At 64.5% G+C, this 19,241-nt stretch carries 18 protein-coding genes and 1 pseudogene; 13 read left to right on the top strand and 6 right to left on the bottom strand.

Annotated features, from left to right (window positions below):
• Positions 1-49 precede the first annotated feature (49 nt).
• Both A5634_RS24420 and A5634_RS24425 read right to left on the bottom strand, forming a co-directional pair.
• Positions 50-835: a methyltransferase domain-containing protein gene (locus A5634_RS24420; RefSeq protein ID WP_065146607.1), complete on the bottom strand. Its 786-nt coding sequence runs from the start codon at positions 833-835 to the stop codon at positions 50-52.
• Positions 836-1,291: 456 nt separating this feature from the next.
• A complete protein-coding gene (locus A5634_RS24425) occupies positions 1,292-1,570 on the bottom strand; it encodes a hypothetical protein (protein WP_065146608.1) in 279 nt (92 codons plus the stop codon).
• Between the two features lie 507 nt (positions 1,571-2,077).
• On the opposite strand from A5634_RS24425, the gene A5634_RS24430 reads away from it, so the two are divergent.
• Both A5634_RS24430 and A5634_RS24435 read left to right on the top strand, forming a co-directional pair.
• On the top strand, positions 2,078-3,268 hold the full coding sequence (locus A5634_RS24430) for a lipid-transfer protein (protein WP_065146609.1): 1,191 nt from the start codon (positions 2,078-2,080) through the stop codon (positions 3,266-3,268).
• A 3-nt stretch (positions 3,269-3,271) separates the two neighbouring features.
• Positions 3,272-4,516: an acyl-CoA dehydrogenase family protein gene (locus A5634_RS24435; protein ID WP_065146610.1), complete on the top strand. Its 1,245-nt coding sequence runs from the start codon at positions 3,272-3,274 to the stop codon at positions 4,514-4,516.
• 96 nt (positions 4,517-4,612) lie between these two features.
• Here the strand turns inward: A5634_RS24435 and mntR are convergent, their stop codons facing one another.
• The gene (mntR, locus tag A5634_RS24440) at positions 4,613-5,314 is read right to left on the bottom strand and encodes a manganese-binding transcriptional regulator MntR (protein ID WP_065146611.1); all 702 of its coding nucleotides are present in this window, start codon (positions 5,312-5,314) and stop codon (positions 4,613-4,615) included.
• Positions 5,315-5,381: 67 nt separating this feature from the next.
• Between mntR and A5634_RS24445 the strand changes: the two genes are divergently transcribed.
• From A5634_RS24445 to A5634_RS24470, 6 genes are all read left to right on the top strand, one after another.
• The gene (locus A5634_RS24445; RefSeq protein WP_065146612.1) at positions 5,382-6,356 is read left to right on the top strand and encodes a bifunctional riboflavin kinase/FAD synthetase; all 975 of its coding nucleotides are present in this window, start codon (positions 5,382-5,384) and stop codon (positions 6,354-6,356) included.
• Positions 6,357-6,488: 132 nt separating this feature from the next.
• Entirely contained in the window at positions 6,489-6,758 is a 270-nt protein-coding gene (rpsO, locus tag A5634_RS24450; protein ID WP_065146613.1) for a 30S ribosomal protein S15, read from the top strand.
• Positions 6,759-6,760: 2 nt separating this feature from the next.
• Positions 6,761-7,285, top strand: a complete 525-nt coding sequence (gene lppU, locus A5634_RS24455) for an LppU family putative lipoprotein (RefSeq protein ID WP_065146614.1) — start codon at positions 6,761-6,763, stop codon at positions 7,283-7,285.
• Between the two features lie 325 nt (positions 7,286-7,610).
• Positions 7,611-9,869, top strand: coding sequence for a polyribonucleotide nucleotidyltransferase (locus A5634_RS24460; RefSeq protein ID WP_065146615.1), 2,259 nt, complete (start codon positions 7,611-7,613; stop codon positions 9,867-9,869).
• Entirely contained in the window at positions 9,856-11,187 is a 1,332-nt protein-coding gene (locus tag A5634_RS24465) for a M16 family metallopeptidase (RefSeq protein ID WP_065146616.1), read from the top strand. Before A5634_RS24460 ends, A5634_RS24465 begins: the two co-directional genes overlap by 14 nt.
• A gap of 4 nt (positions 11,188-11,191) precedes the next feature.
• Positions 11,192-12,220, top strand: a complete 1,029-nt coding sequence (locus A5634_RS24470; protein WP_065146617.1) for a nitronate monooxygenase — start codon at positions 11,192-11,194, stop codon at positions 12,218-12,220.
• A gap of 4 nt (positions 12,221-12,224) precedes the next feature.
• Here the strand turns inward: A5634_RS24470 and ald are convergent, their stop codons facing one another.
• On the bottom strand, positions 12,225-13,340 hold the full coding sequence (gene ald, locus A5634_RS24475) for an alanine dehydrogenase (protein WP_065146618.1): 1,116 nt from the start codon (positions 13,338-13,340) through the stop codon (positions 12,225-12,227).
• Positions 13,341-13,425: 85 nt separating this feature from the next.
• Here ald and A5634_RS24480 point away from each other — a divergent pair, with 85 nt between their 5' ends.
• From A5634_RS24480 to A5634_RS24495, 4 genes are all read left to right on the top strand, one after another.
• Complete coding sequence (locus A5634_RS24480; protein WP_065146619.1) at positions 13,426-13,890, top strand: SRPBCC family protein; 465 nt, start codon at positions 13,426-13,428, stop codon at positions 13,888-13,890.
• A 66-nt stretch (positions 13,891-13,956) separates the two neighbouring features.
• Positions 13,957-14,874: a metal-dependent hydrolase gene (locus A5634_RS24485; protein ID WP_065146620.1), complete on the top strand. Its 918-nt coding sequence runs from the start codon at positions 13,957-13,959 to the stop codon at positions 14,872-14,874.
• Positions 14,874-15,803, top strand: a complete 930-nt coding sequence (locus A5634_RS24490; protein WP_065146621.1) for an alpha/beta fold hydrolase — start codon at positions 14,874-14,876, stop codon at positions 15,801-15,803. The genes A5634_RS24485 and A5634_RS24490 overlap by 1 nt, the downstream gene beginning before the upstream one ends.
• A gap of 2 nt (positions 15,804-15,805) precedes the next feature.
• Positions 15,806-16,882, top strand: a complete 1,077-nt coding sequence (locus tag A5634_RS24495) for a PDR/VanB family oxidoreductase (protein WP_065146622.1) — start codon at positions 15,806-15,808, stop codon at positions 16,880-16,882.
• A 2-nt stretch (positions 16,883-16,884) separates the two neighbouring features.
• Here the strand turns inward: A5634_RS24495 and A5634_RS24500 are convergent, their stop codons facing one another.
• Positions 16,885-18,480, bottom strand: a complete 1,596-nt coding sequence (locus A5634_RS24500; RefSeq protein WP_437340009.1) for an alpha/beta fold hydrolase — start codon at positions 18,478-18,480, stop codon at positions 16,885-16,887.
• Here A5634_RS24500 and A5634_RS24505 point away from each other — a divergent pair.
• Positions 18,480-19,166, top strand: a pseudogene (locus A5634_RS24505) (DUF222 domain-containing protein); the annotation flags it as partial. The gene A5634_RS24500 and the pseudogene A5634_RS24505 sit on opposite strands and share 1 nt — an antisense overlap.
• Here A5634_RS24505 and A5634_RS30190 read toward each other — a convergent pair.
• Entirely contained in the window at positions 19,132-19,218 is an 87-nt protein-coding gene (locus A5634_RS30190) for a hypothetical protein (RefSeq protein ID WP_367593470.1), read from the bottom strand. The pseudogene A5634_RS24505 and the gene A5634_RS30190 sit on opposite strands and share 35 nt — an antisense overlap.
• Between the last annotated feature and the right edge of the window lie 23 nt (positions 19,219-19,241).

Genomic DNA, 19,241 nt, shown 5'->3' on the forward strand with positions numbered 1-19,241 from the left:
ACACTCCAAATGATTTCTCAGCGACCCCTCGGCGAGGGTGGTCGGGACCTTAGCCGGGCTTGCGGGCTTCAACGAGCATTCGGATTGCACGCGTGACGAAGGGACCGTCGTCCTGAATAGATTGGTGAAGGTCAAGCAGTCGGTCGCGGTAGCGGTCGACGGTAAAGTCGGGCACAGCCCAGATCACCTTGCGCAGCCAATAGATAACTGCGCCAATGTCAAAGAACTCCACGCGCAAGTGCTCCACTCGCTGATCAATCATCTGCAGTCCTGCCGCCTCTACCTCCTGCCTTTCGGCCTCGGGCTGGCGCTCGGCACCTGCTCCAGGCTGCGGCCCGAGAAAGAATTCGATGAGTTCGAGCATCGTGTCGGGACCGTTGTGTTGGGCAAAATAAGTGCCGCCAGGCGTGAGCACCCGCGCTATCTCAGGCCACCAACCCCCGACGTCATGGGGGTGGCGGCTGGTCACCAAGTCAAACGCTCCGTCGGCGAACGGTAAAACCGGCTCGTCGGTTGTAGCGACGAGCACCACGCCGCGCGGGTGCAAGAGTTTGGTCGCCAGGGCTACGTTGGGTGGATACCACTCGGTGGCGGCCATGGTCGGCGGGAATTTCTTCGCCCCGGCTAGTACCTCGCCACAGCCGGTCTGCAGATCCAATGCCGCCGACGCGCCGGCCAACCGCTCGCTCATCAGCCGCTGATAACCCCAGGATGGGCGCTCCTCTGTCGCACGGCCGTTCAGCCACGAAAAATCCCAACCCGGTGTAGGTGCCGCCATAGCCTCTGCGATCAGATCATCGAAAGTTGTTGGTATATGCGCATTGTCGATTGTCATGCCTGCACTGTACCGCATCCCGAACTAGGCCGATGCATTTGGGCTGCAGCTGGTTGAATCGAATCCTATTCTGCCAGAACAAGGTTGAACAAAGAGGAGATATCGAGGTTCGCGGTCTGCGGCGCAGGCTAAACGTGCTGGATGCTGGAGTGTGGTGCGGTCTGAAGCAGCTCGTCTAGACAAAGGTATGTGAATATCACTGCGGCGCAGACTGATCCGGCGAACAGGCGACTCACGGGAGCGATCAATCGTAGAGCCTTCGTGACGGCTTCTCATCAGCCGCGCTGCTTCCGTCCAAGCCATCGTCGCCGTTGCCGGTAATTGCTAGGGCAAGGATTTCAGGGGATGCGATTAGAACGAACGTCTATCGATCCTCCCGACTGCGCGAACGTTACAAACCCGTCGATCTCCACGGGAAAGTTAGCACCCGCGATGACTGATTAACATCGAAACCGCTTAATACATAAGCGAATTGCGCTGCACTCGTGTATCGGATGCACCACTCAACCGGACAGGAGTCACATGGGGCGGGCGAAACAGCCACGGCGGCAACAACACTGGCGCCTTTCCCGCGATGGCGGCGGACAGGTGCGGCTGGCGGTGTCCCCGAGCCAGGCCGGGCGATCGAGGCGGCGGCGGCAACACCGCGGGGGCCGAGACTTCGTTGAGTCGCCCGGTCGCGAGATCTTCGGATTCGCGCATGTCGAGAACCACGCTGCGCTTGGTGCGGTTCACGCCCAAGTGATAAGCGCTTTCGCCGTCAACAAGTGGTGGACCCCACACGCGCCAGATCCCGGAACGTCATGTGCAGAACGGCCCGGCGAGAGCGTGGGAGAAATCGGCCACCAACAGTGGCGAAATGGGCCTGTTGTTGAAGTCTCGCTCACTCGGTGATCTCCTCCGCTTGTCGGCTCTGACCAACGTAAGGCGGCCACATCAGTTATGTCTAATACACACTTCGAGACCTAAAATATCCTGCAGATATGTTAGCGCCGGTGCAGACGTGACTTGTGTGAGTCGTGGCAGCTGCGGAGGAACGCCGTTCAGTGCGCACTCCATAGCAACTCCATATCGTCTAGCCACCGCTGAGCCAGCAGATTCAGCTCATCTGGATGGACCTGCTAGGACGATTGCGAACCGGACTCCATCAAGAGAGATCGCCGAATACCGGGGTCGCAGGAGGCTCCAGTAGTACGTCATTGCAGACTGGGTCACACGTCGTAGCCAACGAAAGGGGCAATCATGCCGAACAAGGTTTATGTCGTCGGTGTGGGCATGACGAAATTCGAGAAGCCTGGCCGCCGAGAAGGCTGGGACTACCCGCAGATGGCGAAGGAGTCCGGCACCAAAGCGCTGGCCGACGCCGGCGTCGAATACACCGAGATCGAGCAGGGCTACGTCGGCTACGTGGCGGGTGACTCCACCTCCGGCCAGCGCGCCCTCTACGAACTGGGCCTGACCGGCATCCCGATCGTCAACGTTAACAACAACTGTTCGACCGGATCCACCGCGCTGTACCTGGGCGCGCAGGCGATCCGGGGCGGGCTGGCCGACTGCGTGTTGGCGCTGGGGTTCGAGAAGATGCAGCCGGGTTCGCTGCAGGGCGGCGCCCAGGACCGAGAGTCGCCGCTTGGTAACCACGTCAAGGCGCTGGCCGAGATCGATGAGTTCGCTTTTCCGGTGGCGCCGTGGATGTTCGGTGCGGCCGGTCGTGAGCACATGAAGAAATACGGCACCACCGCAGAGCATTTCGCGAAGATCGGCTTCAAAAACCACAAGCACTCGGTCAATAACCCCTACGCGCAGTTCCAGGACGAGTACACCCTGGACGACATCTTGGCCGCGAAGATGATCTCTGATCCGCTGACGAAACTGCAGTGCTCGCCCACCTCTGACGGCTCGGCCGCGGTGGTGCTGGCCAGCGAGGAGTACGTCGACAGGCACAACCTGGCGGGTCAGGCGGTGGAGATCGTCGGACAATCGATGACCACCGACTTCGAGTCCACCTTCGACGGCAGTGCCCGCAACATCATTGGGTACGACATGAATGTCCAAGCCGCCCAACAGGTTTACCAACAGTCCGGGCTCGGCCCCGAGGACTTCCAGGTGATCGAGCTGCACGACTGCTTCTCGGCCAACGAGCTGTTGCTCTACGAGGCGCTGGGGTTGTGTGACGAGGGGGAAGCCCCCAAGCTGATCGACGACAACCAAACCACCTACGGCGGACGGTGGGTGGTGAATCCTTCCGGCGGGCTGATTTCAAAGGGTCACCCGCTGGGAGCGACGGGTCTGGCGCAGTGCTCCGAACTCACCTGGCAACTGCGCGGCACCGCCGAGCGCCGCCAGGTCGAGAATGTTACGGCCGCACTGCAACACAACATCGGGCTCGGTGGCGCCGCCGTCGTCACCGCCTACCAGCGCGCCGAACGCTGAGCCATGTTCGAGTGGTCCGAGACCGATCTGCTGGTGCGCGACACCGTTCGCCAGTTCATCGACAAAGAGATCCGGCCCAACCTGGACGCGCTGGAAACCGGTGAGCTGCTTCCATATCCGATCGCGCGCAAGCTGTTCAGCCAGTTCGGGCTGGACGTCATGGCCGCCGAAGCGGTGAAGAACATGCTCGATCGCGAGCGCGCCCGACAAGACGGCGGCGAGGTCGACGAGAGTGGCGGCGGCTCAGGCGGTTTCGATGCGCAGGGGTCGATGGCCGCGGTGCTGATTTCCGAGCTTGCCGGCGTCAGCATCGGACTGTTGAGCACCGCGTCGGTGAGCCTGGGCCTGGGTGCTGCCACCATCATGAGCCGCGGCACTTTGGCGCAGAAGGAACGCTGGTTGCCAGACCTGATGACGCTCAACAAGATTGCGGCGTGGGCGATCACCGAGCCGGACTCCGGATCGGATGCTTTCGGTGGCATGAAGACCTACGTCAAACGCGACGGCCAGGATTACATCCTCAACGGACAGAAGACGTTCATCACCAACGGTCCGTACGCGGATGTGTTGGTCGTTTACGCCAAACTGGACGAGGGTGACTCGACGGTAGACAAACGAATCCGGCCCGTGTTGGTCTTCGTGCTCGACGCCGGCATGCCCGGCCTGACGCAGGGCAAGCCGTTCAAAAAGATGGGCATGATGTCCTCGCCCACCGGAGAGCTGTTCTTCGACAACGTGCGGCTGGGTCCGGATCGATTGTTGGGTGAGAGCGAACAGCACGGCGACGGTGACGGACGCGACAGCGCCCGCGCCAGTTTTTCGGCCGAACGGATCGGGATCGCGATGATGGCGTTGGGCATCATCAACGAATGCCACCGGCTGTGTGTGGATTACGCCAAGAGTCGCACCTTGTGGGGCCGCAACATCGGGCAGTTCCAACTGATCCAGCTCAAGCTGGCGAAGATGGAGATCGCCCGAATGAACGTGCAGAACATGGTCTTCAACACCATCGAGCGTCAACAGGCCGGTAAGCCGCTGACGCTGGCCGAGGCGTCGGCGATCAAGCTGTACTCCTCCGAGGCGGCGACCGACGTCGCGATGGAGGCGGTGCAATTGTTCGGCGGCAACGGCTATATGGCCGAGTACCGGGTGGAACAGCTTGCCCGCGACGCCAAGTCGCTGATGATCTACGCCGGCAGCAACGAGGTCCAGGTCACCCACATCGCCAAGGGACTACTCAGCGGCTGACAACGACCCCCCGCGAACCGAACCGCACGGCGAAATAGAAGGCTGAAATTCGCAGCCAGGTTCGGCTCGCGCCAAAAGCCAAAAGCCAAAGCCAGCTCAGACCACCCAGATAGCCCGGGCCGCGGGACTGCCCAGCTCGACGGTGGTGGCATCGCCGTCGCCTGACTCGATCGCCACCGAGATCATGCCGGCGAACTCGCGTCTGGTCAGCACCCGCAACTGCGAGTCCAAGTTGATTCCGACACTGTCGAAATAGCGCAGCATCTCCGGGTCGGCATCGGAGATTCGCGCCACCTTCCCGGTTTCCCCGTCGTCGCAGACCCACAGCTGGCGCGCCGGCGGGGTGGGCACCTGGCCGTCGGTGGCAGGGATCGGGTCGCCGTGCGGATCGCGCTGCGGGAACCCGAGCTTGGCGTCGATGCGGGCCATCAGTCGGTTCGACACCGCGTGTTCGAGCACCTCGGCCTCGTCGTGCACCTCGTCCCAGCTGTAACCGAGTTCATTGACCAGGAAGGTCTCGATCAGTCGATGCCGGCGCACCATCGCCAGCGCCGCTCGACGACCGGCCTCGGTCAACGTGACGGCGCCATATTTCTCGTGGTCGACCAACCCCTGCTCGGCGAGTTTGCGAATCGACTCCGAAGCGGTGCTGGCCGACACCCCGATCTTCTCCGCCAAGAGCTTGGTGCTCACCTTTTGCGGGGCTCCATCGGGGGACCACTCCTGGGTCGTCCAAATGACCTTCAAATAGTCCTGGGCAACCGCGGTGAGCCCACCAGGCTCTTCGTCAGCCCTCACAACCACAAATCTTAGGCCCGCGGGATCCCAGCACGCCTCATCGGGCAGCCGGATTAGGCTTGCGGTCGTGCAGCGGTGGCGCGGCCAGGACGAGATCCCCACAGACTGGGGCCGATGCGTGCTGACCATAGGAGTTTTCGACGGGGTGCACCGCGGGCACGCCGAACTGATAGCGCATGCGGTGAAGGCCAGTAGGGCCAGGGGCGTGCCGTCGGTGCTGATGACGTTCGACCCGCACCCCATGGAGGTGGTGTATCCGGGCAGCCACCCCGCCCAGCTGACTACCCTGACCCGCCGCGCAGAGCTGGTTGAAGAGCTGGGTATCGACGTGTTCCTGGTGATGCCGTTCACCACCGACTTCATGAAGCTGACTCCCGAACGCTATGTCCACGAGTTGCTGGTCGAGAACCTGCACGTGGTGGAGGTGGTGGTGGGGGAGAACTTCACCTTCGGCAAGAAGGCGGCGGGCAACGTCGAAACCCTGCGCAAGGCGGGCGACCGGTTCGGCTTTGCGGTGGAAGCCATGTCGTTGCTCTCCGAGCACCACAGCAACGAGACCGTGACGTTCTCCTCCACCTACATCCGCTCCTGCGTCGACGCCGGCGACGTGGTGGCGGCCACCGAAGCGCTGGGCCGCCCGCACCGTGTCGAGGGCGTGGTCGTTCGCGGCTACGGCCGCGGTGTCGAGTTGGGCTATCCCACCGCGAACGTGGCGCCGCCGATGTACTCGGCGATCCCGGCCGACGGCGTCTATGCGGCTTGGTTCACCGTGTTGGGCCACGGTCCGGCCACCGGCACGGTCGTCCCCGGTGAGCGGTACCGGGCGGCGGTGTCGGTCGGGACGAACCCCACCTTTTCCGGGCGCACCCGCACCGTGGAGGCTTTCGTGCTGGACACCTCCGCGGACCTATACGGCCAACATGTGGCGTTGGACTTCGTGGCGCGCATCCGCGGCCAAATGAAGTTCGACTCGATCGACGAGCTGGTCGCCGAGATCGGCAACGACACCGAGCGCACCCGCAGCCTGCTCTCCGCGGGCTGACTCGACGGATTGGGGCCGGGGAGCTCCGCGCTGCTAAACTGCCCGTCGAATAAACACGACGTCGGCGCGTGCTGCGGTTCGCGGTGGCCGTGCCGTTAATTCTGATCGCGGACCTATTGATGGAGATGTTTCGTGGCGCTTACTGCCGAGCAGAAAAAAGAGATTCTGAAGTCCTACGGTCTGCATGAGACCGACACTGGATCGCCGGAGGCGCAGATCGCGCTGCTGACCAAGCGCATCGCGGACCTGACCGAGCACCTCAAGGTCCACAAGCACGACCATCACTCGCGCCGCGGCCTGTTGCTGCTGGTGGGACGTCGCAAGCGGCTGGTCAAGTACCTCACGCAGGTTGACGTTGCCCGTTACCGTTCGCTGATCGAGCGACTGGGTCTGCGCCGCTGATCCTGGGCGCGTTGCGGGCCGTGAGCAGCTTGGCTCTGGCGGTTGCCGCATCGACGGGTTGTTCGGCGCGGACCGACGGGTCCGACATCACCGAATTCAAAGTGGGGGACTGTCTCAAACTCGGCGGTACGGCCGCTCAACCGGAGGCCGCGAAAGCGCCGTGCGGTGGTCCGGCATCCAACTTCCGGGTCGTCGCGTCCGTCGGCGACCGTGCGCAGTGTCCGACCGACGTCGACTCGTCGTATTCCACCCATAACTCGATCAGCGGCGCCAAAAACACCGTCTGCCTGGACATCGACTGGGTGATCGGTGGCTGCATGAGTGTGGATCCACAGCACACCGTCGACCCGTTCCGCGTCGACTGCAACGACGCCGCCGTGCCGAATCGGCAGCGGGCCACGCAGATCCTCAAGGACCTTGATCCGCCGGTCTCCGCCGACCAGTGCGCAAGTGGCCTCGGCTACACCTACCCGCAGCGGCGATTCGTCGTGTGCGTCGAGGACATCAGCAGCGCAGCCCGCCCCTAGGGAAGGCCCGCAGCGGGAGTTAGCCAGTGTAGAGTGAAGCCGTTCTGGGCTGGTTCGGCCCGAGCGATCGGTGCGGTTCACGCAGATCCGCGTGTGCCGTTCCAGCGAGTTGCCATGCGTGTCACGGGAGCAGCCCAGTCTGTATCGGGCGGTCTTCGGTAGTGGCTGCCGGGCTCCCTGGATCTGGGGCAGGTCGGCAGCTTCGATCGATGGCCGTAGCCGTATTCAGATTTCTGCTTCTGGTTTGCTCCTAGCGAGCATGAGCCTGGTCGTGGTGCACATGAACCCGCGAAACAGCTGAATAACCAGAGAGGCCGCACTGACGTTGTCTGCGACTGAAATTGAAGAAGGCGTCTTCGAGACGACCGCCACTATCGACAACGGTAGCTTCGGCACCCGCACCGTCCGTTTCGAGACGGGACGGCTGGCCCTGCAGGCCGCCGGCGCGGTGGTCGCCTACCTCGACGACGAGAACATGCTGCTGTCGGCGACGACCGCCAGCAAGAACCCCAAGGACCATTTCGACTTCTTTCCGCTGACGGTCGACGTCGAAGAGCGGATGTATGCCGCCGGCCGCATCCCCGGCTCGTTCTTCCGGCGTGAGGGTCGCCCGTCCACCGACGCGATCCTGACCTGCCGACTCATCGACCGGCCGCTGCGTCCGTCGTTCGTCGACGGCCTGCGCAACGAGATCCAGGTCGTGGTGACGATCCTGAGCCTGGACCCCAACGACCTGTACGACGTGGTGGCGATCAACGCCGCGTCGGCGTCCACCCAGCTGAGCGGCCTACCGTTCTCTGGCCCCATCGGTGGGGTGCGGGTGGCGCTGATCGACGGCACCTGGGTGGCGTTCCCCACCGTCGAGCAGCTGGAGCGGGCGGTGTTCGACATGGTGGTGGCCGGTCGCATCGTCGGTGACGGCGACGAGAAAGATGTCGCGATCATGATGGTCGAGGCCGAGGCCACCGAAAAGGTCATCGAACTCGTCGAGGGCGGCGCCCAAGCGCCGACCGAAACCGTGGTGGCCGAGGGCCTAGAGGCGGCCAAGCCGTTCATCGCCGCGCTGTGCACCGCCCAGCAGGAGCTTGCCGACGCGGCCGCCAAGCCAACCGGCGAGTTCCCGACGTTCCCCGCCTACGAGGAAGACGTGTACTACTCGGTGGCCTCGGTGGCCACCGACGAGCTGACCGCGGCGCTGTCCATCGGCGGCAAAGCCGAGCGCGATCAGCGCACCGACGAGCTCAAGTCTCAGGTGCTCGAGCGCTTGGCCGACACCTACGAGGGCCGTGAGAAAGAGGTCAGTGCCGCGTTCCGCTCGCTGACCAAGAAGCTGGTTCGCCAGCGCATCCTCACCGACCACTTCCGCATCGACGGCCGCGGGATCACCGACATCCGCGCGCTGTCGGCCGAGGTCGCGGTGGTCCCGCGGGCACACGGCAGCGCGCTGTTCGAGCGTGGTGAGACCCAGATCCTGGGCGTGACCACGTTGGACATGGTCAAGATGGCTCAGCAGATCGACTCGCTGGGACCGGAAACCTCCAAGCGGTACATGCACCACTACAACTTCCCGCCGTTCTCCACCGGCGAGACCGGCCGCGTGGGTTCGCCCAAGCGGCGTGAGATCGGGCACGGCGCGCTGGCCGAGCGGGCCCTGATCCCGGTGCTGCCGCCCGTCGACGAATTCCCGTACGCCATCCGTCAGGTGTCCGAAGCGCTGGGCTCCAACGGCTCCACCTCGATGGGGTCGGTGTGTGCCTCCACGCTGGCGCTGCTCAACGCCGGTGTACCGCTCAAGGCTCCGGTGGCCGGCATTGCCATGGGTCTGGTGTCTGACGATATTGAAGTTGAGGGCGGGGAGACCGAACGTCGTTTTGTCACCCTGACCGACATCCTGGGCGCCGAGGACGCATTCGGCGACATGGACTTCAAGTGCGCAGGCACCAAGGACTTCGTCACCGCGCTGCAACTCGACACCAAGCTCGACGGGATTCCCTCAAAGGTTCTGGCAGGCGCTCTGGCCCAGGCTAAAGATGCCCGCGTGACCATTCTCGAGGTGATGGCCGAGGCCATCGACGGGCCCGACGAGATGAGCCCGTACGCGCCCCGCGTCACCACCATCAAGGTGCCGGTGGACAAGATCGGCGAGGTCATCGGTCCCAAAGGCAAGGTCATCAACGCCATCACCGAGGAGACCGGCGCGCAGATCTCCATCGAGGACGACGGCACCGTGTTCGTCGGCGCCACCGACGGGCCGTCCGCGCAGGCCGCGATCGACCGAATCAACGCGATCGCCAACCCGCAGCTGCCGACGGTGGGCGAGCGGTTCCTCGGAACCGTGGTCAAGACAACCGATTTCGGCGCGTTCGTGTCGTTGCTGCCCGGACGGGACGGCTTGGTGCACATCTCCAAGCTGGGCAAGGGCAAGCGCATCGCCAAGGTGGAAGACGTGGTCAACGTCGGCGACAAGCTGCGCGTGGAGATCGCCGACATCGACAAGCGGGGCAAAATCTCGCTGGTTCTGATGGAGGAAGACGCAGGTTCTGGGGCCAGTTCGGGGGCAGCGCCAGCCGATGCCGCTAGCTGATCTAACAAGGTCGCCAGCTGAGCCGAACGCAGACCGCGCGACAGTTCGTCGCACCACGCTGCCGGGCGGTCTGCGGGTCGTCACCGAATATTTGCCCGCGGTGCGGTCCGCATCGGTCGGTGTCTGGGTTGGCGTAGGTTCGCGCGACGAAGGCAGCACGGTGGCCGGCGCGGCGCACTTCCTCGAGCATCTGCTGTTCAAGTCGACCCCCACGCGCACGGCGGTGGACATCGCGCAGGCGATGGACGCCGTCGGTGGCGAACTCAACGCCTTTACGGCCAAGGAGCACACCTGCTACTACGCGCACGTGTTGGACTCCGACCTGGCGTTGGCGGTCGATCTGGTCGCCGATGTGGTGCTCAACGGCCGGTGCGCTGCTGAAGACGTCGAACTGGAACGAGACGTCGTCCTCGAAGAGATCGCGATGCGCGACGACGACCCCGAGGACGCACTGGCGGACATGTTCATGACGGCGCTGTTCGGCGATCACCCGGTCGGGCGTCCGATCATCGGCAGCGCGCAATCGGTCTCGTCGATGACGCGTGCCCAGTTGCACTCGTTCCACCTGCGGCGCTACACCCCGGAGCGGATGGTCGTCGCGGTGGCCGGCAACGTCGACCATGACGAGGTGGTCGCGTTGGTGCGCGAACACTTCGCCGCCCGGTTGGTTCGGGGACGTCGTCCCGTGACGCCGCGCAAGGGCGCCGGTCGGGTGAACGGTAACCCGGGCCTGGTGCTGGGCAATCGCGATGCCGAACAGACCCATGTGTCGCTGGGTGTGCGCACGCCGGGCCGCGGCTGGGAGCATCGTTGGGCGTTGTCGGTGCTGCACACCGCACTCGGTGGCGGACTGTCCTCGCGGTTGTTCCAAGAGATTCGGGAGTCCCGCGGCCTGGCCTACTCGGTGTACTCGGCGCTGGACATCTTTGCCGACAGCGGGGCGCTGTCCGTCTACGCCGCCTGCCTGCCCGAACGGTTCGCCGACGTGATGCGGGTGATGACCGCGGTTTTGGAGACGGTGGCGCGGGACGGCATCACCGAGGACGAATGCCGTATCGCCAAGGGGTCGCTGCGGGGTGGGCTGGTACTGGGTCTGGAGGATTCCGGCTCGCGGATGAGTCGGATCGGTCGCAGCGAGTTGAACTACGGCGCTCACCGCAGCATCGAGCACACCCTGCGGCAGATCGATCAGGTCACCCTTGACGAGGTCAACGCGGTGGCTCGACGGCTGCTGAGCAAACGCTACGGCGCGGCCGTTCTCGGTCCTTACCGGGCCAAAAGATCACTGCCGCAACAACTTCGAGCGATGGTAAGTTAACCCGATGGTGCTGGGTTTCTGGGATATCGCCGCGCCGATCGTGGCCGCGCCGATGGCCGGTGGTCCGGGCACTCCGGCGCTTGCGGCGGCGGTGTCCAACGCGGGTGGGCTCGGGTTCGTCGCGGGCGGCTACCTCAGCGCAGACAAGTTCGCCGAAGACATTGCCGCCGCACGAGCCGCAACCACCGGCCCGATCGGGGCCAACCTGTTCGTGCCGCAGCCCAGCGTCGCCGACTGGGTGCAGTTGGATTATTACGCCGAGGATCTCGAAGAGGTCGCCGATCACTATCGCGTCGACGTGGGTCACCCGGTGCACGGCGACGATGACGATTGGGAACGCAAGCTCGAGGTCTTGGCCGACGTTCGTCCGGAGATGGTGTCCTTCACTTTTGGGGCGCCGCCACCGGATGTGGTCCGCCGGTTGAGCGCGCTGGGGCTGCTGGTATCGATCACCGTGACGTCGGCCTACGAAGCCGGGGTGGCCGTCGCCGCCGGCGCGGACAACCTCGTGGTACAGGGTCCGGCGGCCGGCGGACACCGCGGCACGTTCGCCCCCGATATGGAACCCAACTCCGAGTCGCTGCATCAGCTGCTGGAGCGGATCGGGGCCGCGCACGACGTGCCGCTGATCGCTGCGGGCGGGCTTAGCACCGTCGAACAAATCGCCGCGGTGTTGCGAAGGGGTGCGGTGGCCGCCCAGGTCGGTACGGCGCTACTGCTTTCCGACGAGGCCGGTACCCACCCCGCGTACCGGGTCGCGTTGAAGAACCCTGAGTTCGACTCGACCGTGGTCACCCGGGCGTTTTCCGGCCGTTATGCGCGTGGCCTTGCCAATAACTTCACCCGTCTGCTCGATCATGTTGCGCCGCTTGGCTATCCCGAGGTCAATCAGATGACTAAACCGATCCGGGCGGCGGCGATCGCGATGGAGGATCCGCACGGGACGAACCTGTGGGCGGGTGAGGGTTACCGTGACGCCAGCCCCGGGCCGGCGGCCGACATCGTCACGGCTCTGGCACCCTACATCCGGTAGTCAGTCACGCCAGCACGCTGGCCGGTTGAGCAAACGGCAACCCCAGATCGGTTGCCACTTGCTGCGACACCAGCGTTCCGGCGTGTGTCGAAAGGCCTTTGGCCAGAGCGGGATCCGACCGACAGGCCGCTTTCCAGCCTTGGTCGGCCAGCTTGAGCACATACGGCATTGTCGCGTTGGTCAAGGCGTAGGTCGAGGTCTTGGGCACCGCGCTGGGCATGTTGGCCACGCAGTAGAACAACGTGTCGTGCACCTGATACGTCGGGTCGTCGTGGGTGGTGGGCCGCGAATCCTCGAAACAACCACCCTGGTCGATCGAGATGTCCACCAGTACCGCGCCCGGTTTCATCTCTGCGACAAGCGAATTCGGGATCAGGCTCGGCGCTTTCCCGCCCGGTATCAGTACCGCTCCGATCACCAGGTCGGCGCGTTTGACTGCGCCGGCAAGGTCGTAGGCCGACGAATACCGGGTACCGATGCGGCCGGCGAACTCTGCGTCGAGTTGTCGAAGCTTGTTGATGTTGACGTCCAGGATCATCACCGATGCCCCCATGCCGCTGGCTATTCGCGCGGCGTTGTAACCCGCACTGCCACCGCCGATTACGACGATGTCGGCGGGTTTGACGCCGGGTACCCCGCCCATCAGCACGCCGCGCCCGCCGTGCGTGCGCATCAGGTGATAGGCGCCGACTTGCGCGGCGAGCCGCCCCGCGACTTCGCTCATCGGGGCAAGCAACGGCAACGAGCCGTCGACGGTCTGGACCGTCTCGTAAGCGATCGCCGTGGTGCCGGCGGCCAACAGCGCGTCGGTGCAGGCACGCGAGGCGGCCAGATGCAGATAGGTGAACAGCGTCTGCCCCGACCGCAGGTTGCCGTACTCGGCGGGGATCGGCTCTTTGACCTTGAGCAGCAGCTCGGCGTCGCCCCACACCTGCTCGGCGGTGGTGAGCAGTTGCGCCCCCGCTGCTTTGAAATCCTCGTCGGTGATCGCCGAGCCCTCCCCGGCGCCGGCCTGAATCAAAACTTCGTGGCCGCGCTGGACCAGCGCGGCCACCCCCGCCGGAGTGATGGCAACCCGGAACTCGTTGTTCTTGGTCTCGGTCGGAATACCGATGCGCATGATCGCCTCCGTCCGCAATGGTCTGACTCAATTGTGGTGAAAGTCCGGCGACTGCGCGACCCGGAGAACTGACTATGATCAGCCGATGAGTGAGCCCGCTGCCAGCACAACCGTGCACATCGATGCCAGTCCCGACGTCGTCTACGACCTGATCACCGACCTGCCCACGTTGGCCGACTTGGCCGAAGAAGCCCAAGCGATGGAGTTGCGCAAGGGCGACGCGATCGCGCAAGGCGCTGTGTTCGTCGGCCATAACGAGAATGGCGGGAAGCGGTGGAGCACGAAGTGCACCGTCACCGACGCGGATCCTGGTCGCGCGTTCGCGTTCGAAGTGCGTTACGCGGTCCTTCCGATCGCCCGGTGGCAATACGACATCGTGGGCGCGGCCGACGGCGGCTGTCACGTCACCGAGAGCACGTGGGACCGGCGGCCCGGTTGGTTCCGCAGGTTCGCCGGCATAGCCACCGGCGTGTCGGACCGCACGTCGCATAACGCCAAGAACATCGAGGTGACGCTGCAGCGGCTCAAACAGCGCGCGGAAGAAAGGTAGTACCGCGGGTATCGCATACTCGCGGTACATCAGTACACTTGCAGAAGGCTGGACAAGGGGTACTTGATGAGCACAATCGAAGATCGGGCCGTGGGCCCGCACTCGAGGCAATCGGATTCCACCGACCATGAGCGCCTCGTCCTTGAGGCCCGCAACGTGGATTTCAACTGGGCTGACCTGCCGTTTCACTATGTTCCGGGGCAGCCGATGGCCACCCACGTGCTCAATGTGCTGCATCTGTTGCTGCCGGCCGGCGAGGAGTTTTTCGTCGAGGTCTTCAAAAAGGCGCTACCGCTGATCAAGGACGATCAGCTGCGCCTGGACGTGCAGGGGTTCATCGGCCAGGAGGCAATGCACTCCCAAGCCCATTCCGGGGTGCTTGCGCACTTCGACGCCCAAGGCGTCGACCTGACGCCGTTCACCGACCAGGTGCGTTGGTTGTTCGGCAAATTGCTCGGTGAAAAGCCGCACCGCAGCGTTCGTCGCCAGCACAATTGGTTACTCGAGCAGGTCGCGTTCATCTCCGCGATCGAGCACTACACGGCCGTCTTGGGCGAGTGGATCCTGGATTCGCCCGCGTTGGACGCGATCGGCGCGGATCCGGTGATGCTGGACATGCTGCGGTGGCACGGGGCCGAGGAGGTCGAGCACAAGGCCGTCGCGTTCGACACCATGAAGCATCTGCGGGCCGGGTACTGGCGGCAAGTACGCGCGCAGTTGGCGGTGACGCCGGTGTTGACCTTGTTGTGGATTCGCGGCGTTCGGTTCATGTTCTCGGTGGACCCGTGCGTACCGCCGGGCACCAAGGCGCGTTGGCGCGATTTCTTCCGGGCGGCCCGTCGCGGCCTGGTGCCCGGTCCGCGACGGTTGATCGGTGTCGTCGGTTCCTACTACCGGCCCGGATTCCACCCGTCGGAGCTGGGCGGGCTGGAGCGGGCCGTGGAATACCTGGCAGTGTCGCCCGCCGCCCGTGCATCGCACTAATGACGATTGTCACCGCGACAGACGGCGTCGAACTGGCCGTACATCGGTACAACGAGATCGACCCCGCCCGCCCGACCATTCTGGCCGTGCACGGTTATCCGGACAATCACAGGGTCTGGGACGGCGTCGCCGAGGTACTCGCCCAGCGCTACAACGTCGTCGCGTATGACGTGCGTGGCGCGGGCGAATCGGCCTGTCCGCCAAGCCGATCCGGGTACCGCCTGAGTCAACTGGTCGCTGACGTCGGCGCGGTGATCGACAGCTTGGACGTCGGTCGGGTGCACCTACTGGCGCACGACTGGGGCTCGGTCCAAGGTTGGGCGGCGGTAACCGACGATGCTGTGGCAAGCAAGGTGGCCTCCTTCACCTCGATTTCGGGGCCGCACCTGACGCAGACCGCGCGTTTTTTGCGGTCCGCGCGCACGCCCCGGGCCGCCGCTCAGGTGCTCCGGCAGGTGTTGTCATCGGGCTACATCTGGCTGTTCCTGTGCCCGGCTGTGCCGGAGCTGGCATTCCGATCTGGTCTCGGGGTGAAAGTCGTTGAAGCCCTTGAACGTATCGGACGCCCGCGTGCTGCCAGCCGATCGGAGTCCGCACCCCGCTCGGTCGGCGACTACGTCAACGGTCTGAACCTTTACCGGGAGAACCTGCCCGCACCCCTGATGTCCCCGGGGCGTCAATTGCCCCAGACCGGTGTCGCAGTGCAGATCCTGGTGCCGACCAAGGACATCTTCATAACGCCCGCCTTGCAGCGGTTCATGAGTTCGATATCGCAGCGCGGGAGAGTCTTTCCCGTCGACGGCGGGCACTGGGTGGTGACGTCGCGTCCCGACGCCGTAGCCCGACTGACCGGGGAGTGGGTCGACTCGATCTCCACGCGTCATGCGATCGCCGGCCCGGTCGGCAATCGGGCAGAACTTGGGATGTAACTGTGTCGGAAAGCATTTGGACAAGCCGGCCCGCCGACCTGTATGGCCGGCGTAAGCGGGACCGCTTCTTTACGCTGCTGTGGGGTGTCCGCACGATGATGGGTGGACTCGCCGCTGCCTCGCGGTGGCAGCCTTCGCGGGTGACACCAGTGCTGCGGACGCACAGCGCAACGGTGACCGAACGCAAACTCATTGCACCGGATGTGGTTTCGTTGACGTTCGCGGATCGCGACGGCGGACTGCTGCCGTCCTGGACGCCGGGCGGACACATCGATGTCCGGTTGCCGTCGGGCCGGCGTCGACAGTATTCGCTGTGCGGGCCGCCCGGGCGCCGGACGGACTATCGCATCGCGGTGCGCCGCATCGCCGATGGTGGCGGGGGTTCGATCGAGATGCATGGCGCGTTCGATGTGGGTGACACCCTGGTGTTCGAGGGTCCCCGTAACGCGTTCTATCTCGGAACCACTGAACGGGAGGCATTGTTTGTTATCGGTGGCATCGGGGTGACGCCGATATTGCCGATGATCCAGATGGCGGCACAGCGTGGAATCAATTGGCGGGCAATCTATGCCGGCCGTAGTCGGGAGTACATGCCACTGTTGGAGGAGGTGGTTGCGGTGGCACCGGAACGGGTAACGGTGTGGGCCGACGACGAACGCGGCGGATTCGCTTCGGTTGACGACCTGTTGGCCAGCGCCGGGCCGGAAACCGCGGTATATGTGTGTGGTCCTTCCGGAATGCTCGAAGCGGTCCGTATGGCGCGCGACGAACATGCCAAGGCGCCACTGCATTACGAACGGTTCAGTCCCGCACCGATTGTCGACGGGATTCCGTTCGAGCTGGAGCTGGCCCGGTCTCGACAGGTGCTCGACGTTCCGGCTAATCGTTCGGCACTGGACGTGATGCTCGACCGCGATCCGACGACGCCCCACTCGTGCCGACAAGGCTTCTGCGGCACCTGCAAGGTCAAACTACTTGCCGGACAAGCCGATCGGCGTGGGCGCGCCGCGGAGAGCGACGACGAGTTGCTGGTCTGCGTTTCGCGCTCCCACGGCGAGCGGCTGGTGATCGACGCTTAGGTTCAGACCACCCCGCGTTCGCTGAGCAGGTCGGCGTAGGTGATCAGATCGGCGGCGAACAGTTCGGGTTGCTCGAAGGCGGCGAAATGACCGCCGCGTTCTTGCACCGAGTAGTGGACGAGGTTGTAGCGCGCGGCCGCCCAAGCGCGCGGGGTTTGCAGAAGTTCGCCGGGATAGACCGCGTAACCCGTTGGGACGTGAACGCGACCGGTCCAGGCGTCGAGTGGAGCGGTACCGGCCCGCTTGGATTCGCAGTACAGGCGTGCGGCCGAGGTGGCGGTGCCGGTGAGCCAATAGAACATCAGGTTGTCGATCAGCCTGTCGGTGCGAATGGGCATGCCTTCCCGGATGTCGCACCAGGCGTGGAACTTTTCGACTATCCAGCCCGCCAGGCCCAGCGGTGAGTCGTCCAGACCGAAACCCAGCGAGTGCGGCCGCGTCGACTGGATCTCCATATATGCGGTGCCGTCCTTGATCCTTTCGACGCTGGAGGCGATGGCGGCAAGTTCGGATTCGGTGATGCTCGCCAACAGCTCCGGGTCGTTCTGGTCCGGCGGCGCGAACAACATGTTGGTGTGGATCGCTGCGACGTTGCCTGGGTAGTGCTCGCCGAGATGGCGGGTTACCAGAGCGCCCCAGTCGCCGCCCTGGGCGACGTAGCGTTGGTATCCGAGCTGGGCCATCAGCTCGGCGACCGCCGCGGCGATGCGTGCGACGTCGACTCCGCGTTCCCGGGTGGGCCCCGAGAAGCCGTAGCCGGGCATCGACACCAGCACCACATGAAAACGTTTGCGCAGCAACGGCAACGCGTCGAGGAACTCCACAATTGAGCCCGGCCACCCGTGCGTGACGACCAGCGGTATGGCGTTGGTCGCGTCTGATTGGGCGTGCAGGAAATGCACTCGCTGCCCAGCGGCTTTGGTTACGAACGAACCTATTGCGTTGACCTCGGCTTCGGTGGCCCGCCAGTCGTATCGATGCAACCAGTGGTCGACGAGGTTCTTCAGGAAAGCCTGCTCGGTGCCGTAATCCCAGCCAGCGCCGGCGATTTCGGCCGGCCAACGTGCGGTACTGAGCCGATGCTGCAAGTCGTCGAGCTGATCCTGCGGCACGTCCAGCACGTACGGCTGTATGCGGTTGGCTACGCGTGGCGTGATGAGGGACGCCACGGCCGGTGGCGACGGCGCGGCGGTGCTCGCAGCTTCGGGTGTCGATCGGACCAGGCGATAGCCGACGTGCGGCACGTTGACGCCGGGTAGCGGCTTCCACACGTAGCTGCGTCCGTCGAGTTGGAAGTCGTTCTTCTCGTAGAAGTTGCGCGCTTTCTCGTTCTTGTCGGCGCACCACAGAATCATGTCGTTGTCGGGATAGGTACGCAGCGCCTTGTTCAGCAGCAGCCCGCCGATGCCCTGACGTTGTTTGTCATCTGCGATGTAAAGCGCGTCAATCTGAATCTGCTCGGGGTTTGACAGGTCCGGCCCGAACAGTGTCATGCCCAGCAACTTGCCCCGCGCCTCGGCAACCCACATCTGCCAGCCGCCGCGCTTGAGCGTGGTCGGATAGAAGGTGTCGACCCATGTCTTCGGTGTGCCGATCATGTCCAGGACGTGCGTGGCCACGATGCCACTCCAGGACTGCCGCCACGCCGGAATTGCGCGCCAACATCGACGCCTGGCTGGCCCAATTCGCCGCACCCGGCATGGCCAACCCCGACGACGCGTCACCGTGCCTGGACGGATCCCCCACCGACGAGGCGGCCCAGCACGACACCCGCAGCACCGCCCAGCGCCAACACGATGCCCTCAACGCGCTGGTCCAGGGTCAACTCGGTGATCCCAAACTCGGCCAGCACAACGGCCTGCCGGTAGCCGTCGTCGTCTCCACCACGCTGAACGAACTCCACAACGCCACCGGCCGCGCCGTCACCGCCAGCGGCACAGTGCTGCCCATGGCCGACGTGATCCGAATGGCCAGCCGCGCCTACCACTACCTGGCCGTTTTCGACGACCACACCCAACGTCCCCTCTACCTGGCCCGCAGCCGCCGCATCGCCACCGCCGACCAACGCCTGGTCCTCTACGCCGCCGAACGCGGCTGCACCCATCCCAACTGCGACGTCCCGGCCGACAAATGCGAAGTCCACCACGTCAACCCATGGGCCACCGGCGGCACCACCAACATCGACAACCTCACCCTGACCTGCACACCCCACCACAAACTCATCGGAAACCCCCTCACCACAACCAAACTCAGCAACAACCAAACCGCCTGGACCCGACCCCCGAACCTATTGCGTTGACCTCGGCTTCGGTGGCCCGCCAGTCGTATCGATGCAACCAGTGGTCGACGAGGTTCTTCC

This window comes from Mycobacterium asiaticum (assembly GCF_001673365.1).
Classification (GTDB): domain Bacteria; phylum Actinomycetota; class Actinomycetes; order Mycobacteriales; family Mycobacteriaceae; genus Mycobacterium; species Mycobacterium asiaticum_A.

What these genes read in the sequence shown, in the direction of transcription:
- A5634_RS24420 (WP_065146607.1), bottom strand. Translation starts at nt 835, where the DNA reads ATGACAATCGACAATGCGCATATACCAACAACTTTCGATGATCTGATC.
- A5634_RS24430 (WP_065146609.1), top strand. Translation starts at nt 2,078, where the DNA reads ATGCCGAACAAGGTTTATGTCGTCGGTGTGGGCATGACGAAATTCGAG.
- A5634_RS24435 (WP_065146610.1), top strand. Translation starts at nt 3,272, where the DNA reads ATGTTCGAGTGGTCCGAGACCGATCTGCTGGTGCGCGACACCGTTCGC.
- A5634_RS24465 (WP_065146616.1), top strand. Translation starts at nt 9,856, where the DNA reads ATGCCGCTAGCTGATCTAACAAGGTCGCCAGCTGAGCCGAACGCAGAC.
- A5634_RS24470 (WP_065146617.1), top strand. Translation starts at nt 11,192, where the DNA reads ATGGTGCTGGGTTTCTGGGATATCGCCGCGCCGATCGTGGCCGCGCCG.
- ald (WP_065146618.1), bottom strand. Translation starts at nt 13,340, where the DNA reads ATGCGCATCGGTATTCCGACCGAGACCAAGAACAACGAGTTCCGGGTT.
- A5634_RS24480 (WP_065146619.1), top strand. Translation starts at nt 13,426, where the DNA reads ATGAGTGAGCCCGCTGCCAGCACAACCGTGCACATCGATGCCAGTCCC.
- A5634_RS24485 (WP_065146620.1), top strand. Translation starts at nt 13,957, where the DNA reads ATGAGCACAATCGAAGATCGGGCCGTGGGCCCGCACTCGAGGCAATCG.
- A5634_RS24490 (WP_065146621.1), top strand. Translation starts at nt 14,874, where the DNA reads ATGACGATTGTCACCGCGACAGACGGCGTCGAACTGGCCGTACATCGG.
- A5634_RS24500 (WP_437340009.1), bottom strand. Translation starts at nt 18,480, where the DNA reads ATGATCGGCACACCGAAGACATGGGTCGACACCTTCTATCCGACCACG.